Source organism: Pseudomonas sp. CMR5c (assembly GCF_003850545.1).
GTDB lineage: Bacteria > Pseudomonadota > Gammaproteobacteria > Pseudomonadales > Pseudomonadaceae > Aquipseudomonas > Aquipseudomonas piscis.
Window position 1 is genome coordinate 1,379,967 of record NZ_CP027705.1, and the last position, 13,353, is coordinate 1,393,319.

The following is a 13,353-nucleotide window of genomic DNA, read 5'->3' on the forward strand; positions in this document are numbered from 1 at the left end:
CAGGCCACCGGGGCCTGCCATTGCCTGCCCGATGCGTCGGGCCCGGGCCAGCCAAGGAATCCACCATGAGCCTACTGACACGCCTGTTGGCGCGCGGCACCGTCGTGCTCGCCAACTCGGCCAACAAATTGCAATCGCTCCAGATGCGCCTGACCGCTGGCGAAGTGAATGACGACATGGAGCATTTCGAGCCCTACGGTTTCACCAGCAATCCGCTGGCCGGGGCCGAAGGCATCGCCACCTTCCTCGGTGGCGACCGCTCCCACGCCGTGGTGCTGGTGGTCGCTGACCGCCGCTATCGCCTCCAGGCCCTGGCGCCCGGCGAGGTGGCGATCTACACCGACGAAGGCGACAAGGTGCACTTCAAGCGTGGCCGGGTGATCGATATCCAGACCGGCACCTTGAACATCCGGGCGGACACGGCGGTGAACATCGATACGCCGACCCTGACCCAGACCGGCAAGATCGTCTCCCAGGGCGACCAGGTGGCCGGTGGCATCAGCCAGATGCGCCACCAGCATGCCGGCGTGCAGCCGGGCCCCGGCCAGACCGGCGCACCGGTGGGAGGCCCATGATGTTCCTCAGCCACGACCTCAAGACCGCGCTGACCCGTGCTGTGCTGATCAGCCTCTACACCTGGCGCCGCGCCGCCGACGATGACGTGCTCGACGATGACGAGCGCTTCGGCTGGTGGGGCGACAGTTTTCCCACGGTGGCCGACGACCGCATCGGCTCGCGGCTGTGGTTGCTGCGCCGGGTCAAGCTGACCCGCCAGACCCAGCTCGATGCCGAGTTCTACGCCCGCGAAGCCCTGCAATGGCTGATCGACGATGGCCATTGCAGCGCCGTGGACATCAGCAGCGAACGCCTCGACGCCCAACGCCTGAACCTGCGCATCGTGCTGGTACTGGCCGGTGGCGAGCGCCTGGACATCAACCCCGAACACAGTTGGCAGGTGACCTATGCCGTTTGAAACGCCTTCGCTGCCGGTGCTGATCAAGCGCACCCAAAGCGACCTGGCCAGCGATTCGCTGCGCCAGTCCGATGCCCAAGTCCTGGCCCGAACCCTCAGCGGCGCCGCCTTTGGCCTGTATGGCTACCTGGATTGGATCGCCGAGCAGATCCTGCCGGACAAGGCCGATGAGTCGACCCTGGAACGGATCGCCGCCCTGCGCCTGAACCAGCCACGCAAGGCCGCCCAGGCGGCCAGCGGCAACGTCAGCTTCATGGCTTCGGCCGGGGCGGTGCTGGATGTCGATACGCTGCTGCAGTCCAGCGATGGCCGCAGCTACAAGGTGACCGCCGCGCGGACCACCAGCAGCGGCCTGAACAGCACCAGCATCGCTGCCCTGGATGCCGGTTCCCTGGGCAATGCCGAGGCCGGCCTGAGCCTGATCCCGGTGCAGCCGATCCAGGGCATCAGCGGCAGCTTCACGGTGCTGGCGCCAGGGCTGGTGGGCGGCGTCGCGCGCGAGAGCCTGGAGTCGCTGCGCTCGCGGGTGATCCGTTCGTACCGGGTCATTCCCCACGGCGGCTCGGCCCAGGACTACGAGACCTGGGCCCTGGAGTGCCCCGGCGTGACCCGCGCCTGGTGCCGCGGCAGCTACCTCGGGCCGGGCACCGTGGGCCTGTTCGTGATGCGTGACGATGATCCGCACCCGGTGCCGGATGCTGCGCAATTGGCCGAGGTGCAAGCGCATATCGAGCCGTTGCGGCCGGTGACCGCCGAGGTTCACGTGCTGGCCCCGGTACAGCAGCCGGTGACTTACCGCCTGCGCCTGAGCCCGGACACCAGCGCCGTGCGCGCTGCGGTGCAAGCCCAGTTGCGCGACCTGCACCACCGTGAAGCCGGTCTCGGCGAAACCTTGCTGCTGACCCATATCGCCGAAGCCATCAGCAGTGCCACCGGCGAGAACGACCACAAGCTGATGGCGCCCAGCGCCGACGTACCGGCCGCCAACAACCAGCTGCTGACCTTCGGAGGTTGCGTATGGCTGGAATGAGAAGCGCGGCCCAGTACCAGGAACAACTGCGCAGCTTGCTGCCCAGCGGCCCGGCCTGGGACCCGGAGCAAGTGCCTGAACTGGAGCAGGTGCTCGAAGGCATCGCCCAGGAACTGGCACGCCTGGATGCCCGGGCCGCCGACCTGCTCAACGAGATGGACCCGGCCGGGGTCAGCGAACTGGTGCCGGACTGGGAGCGGGTGATGGAGCTGCCCGACCCCTGCCTGGGGGCCACGCCGCTGTTCGACGACCGCCGCCTGGCGGTGCGCCGGCGCTTGCTGGCGGTGGGTAGCCAGGCGCTGAGCTACTACGTGGAAATCGCCCGCAGCCAGGGTTACCCCAACGCCACCATTACCGAGCTGGAGGCTCCGCGCATGGGCCGCGCCCGCTTCGGCTCGGCGCACTTCGGCACCTGGCAGGCGCAGTTCATGTGGACGCTCAACACCGGCGGCCGGCTGCTGCTCGGGCGGCGCTACGGCGCCAGCTACTGGGGCGAACGCTTCGGCATGAACCCCGGATCGGCCCTGGAGTGCCTGATCCACCGCAGCGCCCCGGCCCATACCCGGGTGCATATCAATTACGACTAGAGGGCAGGTGATGGACTTTCCCAGAAGTGTGCCCAGCGCGGGGCTGGTCAACGGCCGGTTTGCCGACGAAAACCCGCTGACCGGGACGCCCGGCTCGTTGATCACCGCCGCCTGGGGCAATGGCGTGACCGAGGAGTTGCTCAATGTGATTCGTGCGGCGGGCATCACGCCAGCCGAAAGCGAATCGGACCAGTTGCTCAGGGCCTTGAAGGGTGTGCTGGCCCAGGATGCCCAACCCCTGGCCGCGTTGGCCTTTCCCACCGTGGCCACGGCCGACGGGCGTATCGCGGTGACACCGGGTACGGCTGCGGCGGGCGGCACGGTCATGGTGCCCGGCGGGGTGCTGGTCAGCCTGGGCGAAGAAGCGCTGGTGGGCATCACCGCCCGCCCGCGGGCGCTGTACAGCGTGCCCTGGATTTCCCCCGACCTGGATATCAACAGCACCTATTTCTTGCGCATGCAGGTCATGGGCGGGGCGTTGGGCTGCTACTTGCAAAAGGGCACCGACAACGACGCCGTTCCCCCTGTGCTCAAGGGCGCCGCCGGCGCCTCCGGAGGTGGTTTCGATTCCACCTGCATCGACCTGCTCCTGGCCAAGGTGGTCACCGCCGGTGCCGGGACCTTGCCGAAGCTGACCTTGCTGGCCAACAAGGCGCGGCTGGAAGCCGTGGGGGTCTGGTCCGGAGCAAGCGGCAGTTACTCGTTGCCCCTGAACTGGGCCAGGAAACCTCGGGCCTACGTTGCGGGAATGATGGACTACGACGACTACGTCAAGACCGACTACACCATCGTGGCCGAGGACACTGGCCATAACTACAAGACAGCGACATCGGTCATGCCCGAAGGTGGCTTCAGCGATCGCTACATGGGGCGTGTACTGATCCTGTCCTGGGCGCAGAACACCAGTAGCGCAGGGGTGATCAACGCCCGTGTCAGATGGGAGGCCTAGGAATGAAAGCCTTTATCGAACAGGGCGTCGTGACGGCCCTGGTGAGCGGCGATATCGACGGTGGCGTCGAGCTGCCGCCAGGCCTTGCGGTGACCGTCGGCTGGCGCTACCAGGATGAGCTGTTCAGCCCGGCTCCGGACAGCCTTGCCGCCGAACCACAGCAGCCGCTTTTGCAAGCCGAGCGCGACTGGCGCCGCACAACCCTGGCCGGGACCGACTGGCTGGTGGCCCGCCACCGCGATGAACTCGACGCCGATGCCCCGGCGACCCTGGGGCGCAAGCAGTTCGCCAAGCTGCTGGCTTATCGCCAGGCCCTGCGGGACTGGCCGGCCTCGGCCGGCCAGTCGCAAACCCAAGCGCGACCCGAGCCGCCCAAGTGGCTGGCGAAGTTGCCCCACTGACAGGACATGAACCATGGATTATCCGAAAAGCGTACCCAGTGCGGGCCTGGTCAATGGCCGCTTCGTCGATGAAAACCCGCTGACCGGCTCGCCGGGATCGCTGATTCCCGCCGACTGGGGCAATGGCGTCACCCAGGAGATCCTCAACGTCATCAAGGCGGCCGGCCTGGTGCCGGATGAACGCAAGACTGACCAGTTGACCCAGGCCATTGGCGAGTTGCTCGACTTCAAGCGCTTGAAGAACACCCCCACCACCCTGGGCGGCTACGGCATCAGCGATGCTGGCGGGCGGCTGTTGGCGGTGAAGCAGTTTGAAACCATGGGCATCACCCTGTATCGGCCCGACCCCAGGGCCAAGCGCATTCGCGTGCGCCTGGTGGGCGCTGGTGGTTCCGGCGGCGGCTGCCAGCCGGTGCCTGCAGGTAGTTTCACCCTGGGTGGCGGCGGTGGTTCTGGCGCCTATGCCGAGGGCTTGTTCGATGTGACTTCACAGATGCTGGCAGGGGTGCCCGTAACCCTGGGTGCCGGTGGCGAGGCGCGCGCGGTGGTGGGTGCCAGCGGCGGTAGCGCCTCTTTCGGCAGCTACATGAGCGCCTCTGGAGGTACGGGTGGCCAGGTGATCACCTTTGTTTCGACTGCTCCCGGATTCGTCCAGGGGGGCGTAGGCGGCGGGGTGGTGACGGGCGGCAACCTTTCCAGTGCCCGTGGCATACAGGGCGGTTATGCCATGAGCAATCCGAACTGGGGCACGTTGGCGGGCTGCGGTGCAGCCAGTCCGTTCGACGGCGGGACTGCCGCTACCGGACTGAACAACATAGGCCTCCCCGGGGTACGTGGTTCGGGAGGCGGCGGCAGTTGTTCCTTCCTAGCCACTGCCGCCTGCTTGAGCGGTGCCGGTGGCAATGGCTTTTGTGAAATCTGGGAGTACGCGTGATGGCCCGTTATGTCCGTGTGGAAGAGGGCGTGGTGGTCGAGTTAATCGAGACCGGCGACTACGCCATCGCTGATTTGTTCGCCCCGCAGTTCCTCGCGTCCATCCACCCTGCGCCCTTGGGGCGCGAAGTGCGGGTGGGCATGGCGTTGCAGGCCAGCCCTGTGCCGGCTTCGGTGGCTGAGGCAAGTGAGCCGGTGGCTGCGCCGCTGGCGACACCGCCAGGCGACAAGCTGGAAACCATGGCCCGGGCCCATGTGGCCGAGGTGGTGGCCCAGGGGGCGGAGGCCCGGGAGCGCCAATGGCGCAGCGACAGCCTGGAAGCCAGCCAGTGGCTGGCGGCCCGGCACCGCGATGAACAGGACCTGGGCCGTGGCACCAGCCTTAGCGCGCAGCAGTACCTGGAGTTGCTGGAGTACCGCCAGGCCTTGCGCGAATGGCCCGATTGCCAGGAGTTTCCGGCCGTGGCGGCGCGTCCGCAGGCCCCCCAATGGTTGCCAGGCAACCTGCCTGGCCAATGACCGGCGCGAATCCTTCGAGCCGTTTTCAATCATCTCAAGACGCCTGCCCGCCATCCCGGGTGCCGACGTTGCCTGGCCGCTGGTCGAGCCGCGTCGCACCCGGGGCGTAGCGGTGGGCGTCCTCTTCAGGACATCACCTGTGGACTATCCAAAAAGCGTGCCCAGCTCTGGGCTGGTCAATGGCCGGTTCATCGATGAAAACCCGGTTGCTGGCACGCCGGGGTCGCTGATCCCGGCCAGTTGGGGCAACGCGATCACCGATGAAATCCTCAATGTGCTGTCGGCCGCGGGCATCGCTCCGCTGGAAGGCAGCAACAACCAGCTGATCACCGCGCTGCGCAGCGGCGCGCTGTTCCAGACCAAACCGCAGTTCGACAACGGCAAGTCGGCAGCCACCACCGAGTTCGTGCAACGCGCCCTGGGCTCGCTGCGCGATGTGGCGGTCTACAACGCGGCCACCACCCTGACCGCCGCCGATATCGGTCGTTGCGTGCGCTTCGGTTATGGCGGCTACAGCATCACCTTGCCCGCGGCCGGACCGGCCATCGCCAATGGCAGCGCCCTGTACCTGATGAACACCGGTACCGGGGCCATGACCGTGGTGGTCAATGGTGGCGACAAGATCGCCGTCGGCAACGGCTACCTGAGTAGCTTCGAGTTCGGCGTGGGCGATTCGGTGGTGCTGGTCAAGCATCTCAATGGCGAGTGGACGGCGCTGCTGGGCAGCGTACCGATGCGCTACATGCCGGGTTTTGCGTGCTCGATGGGAGGTACTGGCTACCAGAAATTGCCCAGTGGCTTGATCGTGCAGTGGATCGCCGGTGGCTCCGACAGTAACGGCAACATGATCGTGTCACTGCCTATCCAGTTTCCCAACGCGGTGCTGGGCGGCATTGCCAACGAACTCAATCCCCTGGGCTGGGGTGCCACGGGCCGGACCACCGTCTGGGCCTTCGACCTGCCCAGCAGCAACAAGGCGGTGGTGGTGGCCAAGGCCCGGGACATCATCGGCAACAACGTACCGGTGCCCAATCCCATTGGCGGCCGCATCCTGGTTTGGGGGTATTGAATGAGCAAGTATTTTCTAGCGCAGACCCTGGGTTTCCTGTGCTCCGACGAGCATGAACCGGCGCTGCTGGAGCAGGCGGTGAAGATCACCGACCTGGAGTACCAGAAGCTGTTCGAGGGCCAGGCCCAGGGCCGGGCCATCGCCGCCGACGAGTTGGGCCGGCCGATCCTGGTGGAACGCCCCGGGCCTTCGGCCGAGACCTTGGCGCTGATCGAGCGCGCCTGGCGCGACGGTCAATTGCAGGAGACCGACGGCGTGGTGGCGCGCCATCGCGATGAGCTGGACGCCGGTGGCGCCACCAGCTTGTCGGCGGCTCAATTCCAGAGCCTGCAGGATTATCGGCGACTGTTGCGCCAATGGCCGGCCCAGGACGACTTCCCCGCTAGCGACAAGCGCCCCGTACAAGTGATGCCGGCACCGGCAGCGGCTCCCGCGGTGAAGCGCACCCGGGCCAGAAAGCCCGCGCAACCGGCACCGGATGCAGCGTCCTGATGCGGCACTGATATTCATCTTCAGCGTGAGCTGTCCTGACCGAGCACCGCCATAAATGGCGGTGCTCGTCAGTCGAAAAGCCAGAGATGGCAGGAGTTAAACAATGGATTATCCAAGGAGCGTGCCCAGCGTTGGCTTGGTCAACGGCAGGTTCGTGGATGAGGATGCCGTGGCGGGAACCCCCGGGTCGCTGATTTCCGCGAGCTGGGGCAATTCGGTGACCGAAGAATTGCTGAACGTTATCCGGGCCTCGGGTACCACACCGGTCGAAGGGGTGAACAACCAGCTGCTGACGGCCTTGCGTGGCAAGGGCGCTTTCGATACGGCGCCGAAGTTCGATGCGAGCAACAAGGTCGCGACCACCGAATTCGTGCAGCGGGCCCTGGGCAGTTACTCGGGGCAAGCCAACTATGATCGCGACGTGGCCCTGGCCCCTGGCGATGTCGGCAAGCTGATTGCCCTGACGGCCCCGGTGACCGTGACCTTGCCCGAGTGGGCGGCGGTGGCACCCGGTGGCCTGGTCACGGTGTTCGGCTGGGGCGGGGCCTTTACCGTGCAAGGCCGGGCTGGTGACAACCTTTCGCAGATCTCCGGTGCCAGCAGTGGCCCGATGACCTTCACCGCAGGTACCCGGGCGGTATTCCGGCGCAACCTGTATGACCGTGGCTGGAGCCTCGACGATGGCGATGCCGCGCTGAAGTATTCGCCCATGTTCAGCGCTTCGTATGGCGCTTCGGGTTTTCAACGACATCCGAGCGGCATCATCGATCAGTGGGGAATTTGCACCAGCAATGAATCCGGTGACGCCTACGTCACCTTTCCGGTTGCCTTTCCAAATGGCGTGCGCTCCATTGTGGCCAACCATGCCGGCACCGGTGCGGCCATGGTGATTGCGGTATGGAACAAGGTAACCAACCAAGGTTGCCAGCTGAGGGTTTTCAACCACTTGGGGAACAGCTCGCAGTGGCTCATCTATTACCGAGTAGTGGGGTACTGAATGAACAACTCGACGATCTTTTTCAGCCCAAGCACCTGTGGTGCCTACTTGCCGGCGATCCATGGTAGCGATATGCCGGACGATGTGGTGGAGGTGCCCGAGCGCTACTGGCATTCGCTGTTGAGCGAGCTGGCCCTGAGCCCGAAGAAAATGGCCGCCAGGGACGATGGTTATCCGGTCCTGGTCGACTTGCCGGCCCCCGATGCGCAGTGGCTACAGGAAAACGAACGTAGCTGGCGCGACGCGCAGTTGCTGCAAACCGATGGGGTGGTGGCCCGGCATCGCGACCAACTGGAGGCTGGGGTAGAAACGAGTCTCTCGGCCGCCGAGTTCGCCAGCTTGCAGCAGTATCGCCAGCAGTTGCGCGACTGGCCTGTCCAGCAGGCTTTTCCGCAGCAGGCGCTGCGCCCGCAACTTGCGGTGGCCGAATCGATTTCGGCCGAGTCCAGGAGCTCATCCAACCCACTGTTCGCGCTGTTTCGTGGGAAGAACAAATGAAAGGAATTCTCTATGTCGATCACTGAAGAGCAGTTGCTCAAGATCATGCCGAACGCCCGCCGCCAAGCGGGCGTTTTCGTATCCCCGCTCAACGCTGCCATGGCTCGCCGGCAGATCGATACGCCCAAGCGCCAGGCGGCGTTCCTGGCGCAGATCGGCCATGAGTCGGGGCAGTTGCAGTACGTGCGCGAGCTGGGCAACGACCAGTACCTGAGCAAGTACGACACCGGCACCCTGGCCGCGCGGCTGGGCAATACCCCCGAGGCCGATGGCGACGGCCAGCGCTATCGCGGGCGTGGGCTGATCCAGGTTACCGGGCGCAGCAACTATCGCCAGTGCAGCCTCGGCCTGTTCGGCGACGAGCGCCTGCTGGAGTTGCCCGAGCTGCTGGAGCAGGCGCAATGGGCCGCCGAATCGGCAGCCTGGTTCTGGGAGCGGGCGGGGCTCAATGCCCTGGCCGATCGTGACGAATTCAACGCCATCACCCGGCGTATCAATGGCGGCCTGAACGGCGTGGAAGATCGCCGCCAGCTCTGGGGCCGGGCGCGCTCGGTACTGGGCCTGCCGGCAGCCTGAGGCCACCGGCCTGCGCCAAGGAGATTCAGCATGAACATTCGCAGTTGGCTGGCCGTGGCGGTCATGGCCGGGCTGCTCTATGCCCTGGGCTACATCACCGGGGTCGGCAGCGAGCGTAGCCGCAACCACGTCCTGGACGAGGCGCGCCTGCGCCAGTCCTTCGAACAGGGCCAGGCCCTGGGTACGGTCAAGGAGAAGGTGGTGGTCGAGTACGTCGACCGCATCGTCAAGGTCTACCAGGCGGGCGCCACTATTACCAAGGAGGTTCCTATCTATGTTTCCCAAGCCGCTGATAGCGCTTGCGTGGTGCCTGCCGGTTTTGTCCGGGTGCACGACGCCGGTGCCCACAACCTGCCCGTGGCCGGAGGCCCCCGCGGCACTGATGGCGCCGCCTCGGGCCTTGCACTCTCTACCGTCGCCGCCAGCGTCGTCGACAACTACAACCAGTGCCACGCCAATGCCGAGCAACTGAAGGCGTTGCAGCAGTGGGTGCGCGAGTCCCAGGCCCTGCTGCAGGGCGCCCCAGCGGTGGCCCGGCATCCCTGAGGGGAACAGGAGACTTTCATGTCCGTACCGGATATTCGTAAACCTTCCGAACTGCTGCAGGCCATCGAGCGAGGCTTGCGCCAGGCCGAACCAGGCCTGCAGGTGGGCACGCGCCAGGACTTCGGCAACACCTCCGGGCAGCCGTGGTTTTTGCTGGATATCGAGCGTAACCAGCAGGCCCCGCGTTCCTCCCAGGGGCGCCAGGTGCAGTTGCTGCGCATCGTCCTGCAGCTGTGTGTGCCGCGCCATGCGGGTTCGACCCAGGCCGCCTGGGACCTGGCCAGCCGGCTGCTGACGGTGCTGGCGGATAACCGCTGGGGCTGGTCGGTCGAGCAGTGTGGCGCGGCGGCCAACATCGTCGCGCAGCCTTTGCCGGTGACCGATCCGCAGCCGACCCATGACGCCTGGAGCTTGAGTTTCGACCAGGCCATCTACCTGGGCCCGACGCTGCTGGACGACCCTGTGGGCAAGCCGTTGTTCGCCCGCACCTGGGAAGTCTCCAGCATCGACGATCCGAGCCAATACCGAGCCCTGGAGGACTGAACCATGTTCGATGCCTTCCTTAGGGTGCAACTGGCCCCGATCATCGAGCGCCTGGCCGAGATGGAAACCGAGCTGGACGACCTGCATCGGCGTGCCGAGAGTTTCTGCCGGATCGGCGTTTGCCATTCGGTGGACGCCGCCAGCAATACCTGCCGGGTCAGCCATGGCGACCTGCTGACCCCGGCCATCCGTTTCTTCAACCCCAGCGCCGGGGAGCAGAGCGAGTCGCGCATTCCTTCGGTGGGCGAGCAATGCCTGTTGCTCAACCATGGCGCGGGGGAGGGCGGGGGCCAGTCGGTGGCTTTGTTCGGCCTCAACAGCCAGCGCTTTCCCCCGGCCGCCACGGTCGCCGGCCTGACCCGTCGGCAATACCGCGACGGCAGCCAGAGCAGCTACGACGACACCAGCCACACCCTGAACTGGAGCAACGGCCCGGCGGCATTCAGCGGCAGCCGTGAAGCGCTGGAGTTGAGCCTGGGCAATGCCCGCCTGGTGATGACCGCCGATGCCGTGGACCTGAGCCTGGGCGCCAGCGGCCTGCGGCTGGACGCCGGGGGCGTGCACTTGCGCGGCCCGCTGGTGGAGCACCAGGGCCGAGTCATCAGTACCGCATAAGGAGTTCGCCATGATCGGCGTTGATAGACACACCGGGGCAGCGGTCGATGACTGGCTGCAATTCGTCCAGCGTGCCACCCGAGCGCTGACCACCCCTTTGGGCACCCGGCAGAAGCGTCCGCTGTACGGTTCGCTGATTCCCCAGTTGCTGGGGCGCAATCTCGGCGACGACCTGCTGGTCCTGGCCCAGAGCCACGCCGCCGAGGCGTTCTACAACAAGGCCAACGGCATCGCCGACTTCGAGCCCGAGGTCATAGTCGCCAGTCGCCAGGGTGCGGGCTTGCTGCTGCGCTTCGCCGGGACCTGGAACAACCGCCGGCAATCTTTCGAGGTGGTGACATGAGCATGCTGATTCCCGGGCAGAACCAGCTCGAAGAACCGGAGATCGTCAAGGTCGATGAGTTCGAGCCGTTGCTGGCCGAGTTCAAGGCCTTTGTCCTTGACTATGTGGCCGCCCGTTCCCCGGAGCAGGCGGCCAAGTTGCGCACCAGCCTGGACAACGAAAGCGAACTGCTAACCATGGCCCTGGAGGCCTTCTGCGTGCGCTTGCAGACCCACGAACGCAAGTACAACGCGCGGATCCGCCAGATGCTGGCGTGGTGGGCCACCGGCAGCAACCTGGACGCGCGCCTGGCCGACATGGGCCTGGAGCGCCAGCTGTTGGTGCCGGGCGACGACCAGGCCTTTCCGCCGGTGCCGCCGGTATACGAAAGCGACGACGATGCGCGGCTGCGCTACTACCTCGCGCCCCATGCGCCAGCGGCCGGTTCGCGGATGCAGTATCGACGGGAGATCTTCACCCTGGGGGAGCGGCCGGTGGTCAAGGTCGACTCCGGCGACGCCGGGGTGGTGGCGGTCACCTACACCTTCGACCCGGATGGCTTCGCCGCCCAGGTCAAGGATGGCAACGCCCGGCGCACGGCGCCGGGGGAGGTGATGGTGACGGTGTTGTCGCGCTCCGGGGATGGCATGCCATCGGCAGAATTGCTTGATGGCGTGCGCAGGCACTTCGCCCGCCCGGATGTGAAGCCGGAAACGGATCGGGTCACCGTCCAGGCAGCGCAAATCTTGCCCTACCGGATTCGCGTGGTGGCCAAGATCAATCCGGGACCCGATTCCGGATTGACCAAGGTCGCGACACAGCAACAGCTCCAGGCCTACGCCGACAGCTGTCACCGCCTGGAGGGGCGGGTCGACCCGAGCTGGATCGATTTCACCTTGCACAAGGCCGGCGCGGTGCAGCTGGAAATCCTCGAACCCTTGCAGCCCATAGTCACCAGTGCATTCCAGGCGCCTTATTGCCTGGGGGTTGAAGTGGAGGTGCGGACTCTATGAACGAAGACAGTGCACCTTCGAGCTTGCTGCCGAGCAACAGCTCGGCACTGGAAAAGGCTCTCGACCTGGGATTTGCCCGGTTGCTGGAGCGTGTGGCACCGCCGTTTCCCCAGTTGATGGACCCGGCCCGTACCCCGGCGCAGTTCCTGCCTTACCTGGCTGCAGACCGTGGGGTCAACGAGTGGGATGCCGGAGCCGGTGAAGCCGAAAAGCGTCTGACCGTGGCGTTGTCCTGGCAGATCCAGCGCCAGGCCGGGACCCACAAGGCCTTGAGCCACGCGGTCGAGTCCCTGGGCTTCAAGCCCAATATCGCGGCCTGGTACGAACAACGGCCCCAGGCACACCCCTACACCTTCGATGTGCAGGCCGTCATCGTGCGGGACTGGTCCAGTGGCGATCACAACCGCTTGATACGGCGCATCAACGCCGCCAGGAGCGAGCGCGACGAAGGCACCATCACTGTGGTTCACCAGACCGCCGCCGGCTTGGGCGTGGCCGCGGCCGCCGAGCCGGGCCTGAGCATCGGCGACGACAGCCACCCGGGCGCATTGCCCCAGGTCCGCCTGCATGGGGCTTTGGGCGTGGGCGCTGGGGCCGGTACGCCATTGAGCGATGGCGAGCTGTGCCTGGCCGGCGTGCTGCCTGAATTCGGGCTCGATGCCCGACTCAACAATGCTGGGGTTGCCCAGCACTACACCATCAACGACTACGACCTCAGGGCGCAGCTATGACAGAAGACATTACGCGCTTGGTTCGCTTCACTTCCGCCGGTCTGGAGGAAGTGCTGGCGGCCAAGAACCAAGGCTTGAAAGAGCAGATCACCCACATCGGCGCCGGTACCGGTCGCTACGATCCGAGCGGTTCGCAAACCAGCCTTCGCGATGAGCGGCAACGGGTGTCAATCGTGGATTACGAGGATCTGGGTTCGAACCAGCTACGGATGGCGGCGCTGTTCGATGGGGCGGACGAATACGAGATCGGCGAGTTCGGTTTCTACCTGGCCAGCGGTACGTTGCTGGCGGTGTATTCGGTGGCCGGCAAGCTGCTGACGTACAAGGCCGCCGCTGCCCGGGTACTGCAGAAATTCACCCTGGATATCTCGCCGTTGCCGGCCCAGAGCGTGACCGTGGTGGTCGGGAGCGAGAATCTCAACATCTTGCTGGCAGATGAGCTGGCCACGCTCTCGGCGGCCAGCATCGACCATATGAACCGGGGCCTCGACGTGCTGTTTCGCCTGCGAGCCCTGGAAAAAAGGACCGTCTGACGGGCCTTGAATCAGGCTTGCAGGTG

General features: G+C 65.8%; 20 protein-coding genes. All 20 read left to right on the forward strand.

Annotation, left to right across the window (positions count from 1 at the left end):
- Positions 1–65: 65 nt before the first annotated feature.
- Entirely contained in the window at positions 66–575 is a 510-nt protein-coding gene (locus C4K40_RS06300) for a phage baseplate assembly protein V (RefSeq protein WP_022642615.1), read from the forward strand.
- Entirely contained in the window at positions 575–973 is a 399-nt protein-coding gene (locus C4K40_RS06305; RefSeq protein ID WP_022642616.1) for a phage GP46 family protein, read from the forward strand. Before C4K40_RS06300 ends, C4K40_RS06305 begins: the two co-directional genes overlap by 1 nt.
- Entirely contained in the window at positions 963–2,003 is a 1,041-nt protein-coding gene (locus tag C4K40_RS06310; protein WP_053135669.1) for a baseplate J/gp47 family protein, read from the forward strand. Before C4K40_RS06305 ends, C4K40_RS06310 begins: the two co-directional genes overlap by 11 nt.
- Positions 1,991–2,590, forward strand: coding sequence for a YmfQ family protein (locus tag C4K40_RS06315; protein ID WP_053135666.1), 600 nt, complete (start codon positions 1,991–1,993; stop codon positions 2,588–2,590). The genes C4K40_RS06310 and C4K40_RS06315 overlap by 13 nt, the downstream gene beginning before the upstream one ends.
- A gap of 10 nt (positions 2,591–2,600) precedes the next feature.
- Positions 2,601–3,539 carry a hypothetical protein gene (locus C4K40_RS31845; protein ID WP_053135664.1) on the forward strand — a complete coding sequence of 313 codons (939 nt, stop codon included), beginning with the start codon at positions 2,601–2,603 and terminating at the stop codon, positions 3,537–3,539.
- A gap of 2 nt (positions 3,540–3,541) precedes the next feature.
- Complete coding sequence (locus C4K40_RS06325; protein WP_053135661.1) at positions 3,542–3,940, forward strand: phage tail assembly chaperone; 399 nt, start codon at positions 3,542–3,544, stop codon at positions 3,938–3,940.
- A gap of 13 nt (positions 3,941–3,953) precedes the next feature.
- Positions 3,954–4,874, forward strand: coding sequence for a hypothetical protein (locus tag C4K40_RS06330; RefSeq protein ID WP_053135657.1), 921 nt, complete (start codon positions 3,954–3,956; stop codon positions 4,872–4,874).
- Positions 4,874–5,392: a phage tail assembly chaperone gene (locus C4K40_RS06335; protein ID WP_053135655.1), complete on the forward strand. Its 519-nt coding sequence runs from the start codon at positions 4,874–4,876 to the stop codon at positions 5,390–5,392. Before C4K40_RS06330 ends, C4K40_RS06335 begins: the two co-directional genes overlap by 1 nt.
- A gap of 139 nt (positions 5,393–5,531) precedes the next feature.
- Positions 5,532–6,461 carry a hypothetical protein gene (locus C4K40_RS06340; protein WP_053135652.1) on the forward strand — a complete coding sequence of 310 codons (930 nt, stop codon included), beginning with the start codon at positions 5,532–5,534 and terminating at the stop codon, positions 6,459–6,461.
- Positions 6,462–6,953: a tail fiber assembly protein gene (locus tag C4K40_RS06345; RefSeq protein ID WP_022642623.1), complete on the forward strand. Its 492-nt coding sequence runs from the start codon at positions 6,462–6,464 to the stop codon at positions 6,951–6,953. It abuts the gene before it with no gap.
- A 103-nt stretch (positions 6,954–7,056) separates the two neighbouring features.
- A complete protein-coding gene (locus tag C4K40_RS31720) occupies positions 7,057–7,950 on the forward strand; it encodes a hypothetical protein (RefSeq protein ID WP_053135649.1) in 894 nt (297 codons plus the stop codon).
- On the forward strand, positions 7,951–8,448 hold the full coding sequence (locus C4K40_RS06355) for a phage tail assembly chaperone (protein ID WP_083456956.1): 498 nt from the start codon (positions 7,951–7,953) through the stop codon (positions 8,446–8,448).
- 12 nt (positions 8,449–8,460) lie between these two features.
- Positions 8,461–9,024 carry a glycoside hydrolase family 19 protein gene (locus C4K40_RS06360; protein WP_053135646.1) on the forward strand — a complete coding sequence of 188 codons (564 nt, stop codon included), beginning with the start codon at positions 8,461–8,463 and terminating at the stop codon, positions 9,022–9,024.
- Between the two features lie 30 nt (positions 9,025–9,054).
- Positions 9,055–9,570, forward strand: coding sequence for a hypothetical protein (locus tag C4K40_RS06365; RefSeq protein WP_053135643.1), 516 nt, complete (start codon positions 9,055–9,057; stop codon positions 9,568–9,570).
- An 18-nt stretch (positions 9,571–9,588) separates the two neighbouring features.
- Positions 9,589–10,113 carry a hypothetical protein gene (locus tag C4K40_RS06370; RefSeq protein WP_053135640.1) on the forward strand — a complete coding sequence of 175 codons (525 nt, stop codon included), beginning with the start codon at positions 9,589–9,591 and terminating at the stop codon, positions 10,111–10,113.
- 3 nt (positions 10,114–10,116) lie between these two features.
- Positions 10,117–10,728, forward strand: a complete 612-nt coding sequence (locus C4K40_RS06375) for a phage baseplate assembly protein V (RefSeq protein ID WP_053135637.1) — start codon at positions 10,117–10,119, stop codon at positions 10,726–10,728.
- A 10-nt stretch (positions 10,729–10,738) separates the two neighbouring features.
- Complete coding sequence (locus C4K40_RS06380) at positions 10,739–11,071, forward strand: phage baseplate protein (protein ID WP_053135635.1); 333 nt, start codon at positions 10,739–10,741, stop codon at positions 11,069–11,071.
- Complete coding sequence (locus C4K40_RS06385; protein WP_053135631.1) at positions 11,068–12,063, forward strand: baseplate J/gp47 family protein; 996 nt, start codon at positions 11,068–11,070, stop codon at positions 12,061–12,063. Before C4K40_RS06380 ends, C4K40_RS06385 begins: the two co-directional genes overlap by 4 nt.
- A complete protein-coding gene (locus C4K40_RS06390) occupies positions 12,060–12,794 on the forward strand; it encodes a phage tail protein I (RefSeq protein WP_053135627.1) in 735 nt (244 codons plus the stop codon). Before C4K40_RS06385 ends, C4K40_RS06390 begins: the two co-directional genes overlap by 4 nt.
- On the forward strand, positions 12,791–13,327 hold the full coding sequence (locus tag C4K40_RS06395) for a phage tail protein (RefSeq protein ID WP_053135623.1): 537 nt from the start codon (positions 12,791–12,793) through the stop codon (positions 13,325–13,327). Before C4K40_RS06390 ends, C4K40_RS06395 begins: the two co-directional genes overlap by 4 nt.
- The last annotated feature ends 26 nt before the right edge of the window (positions 13,328–13,353 follow it).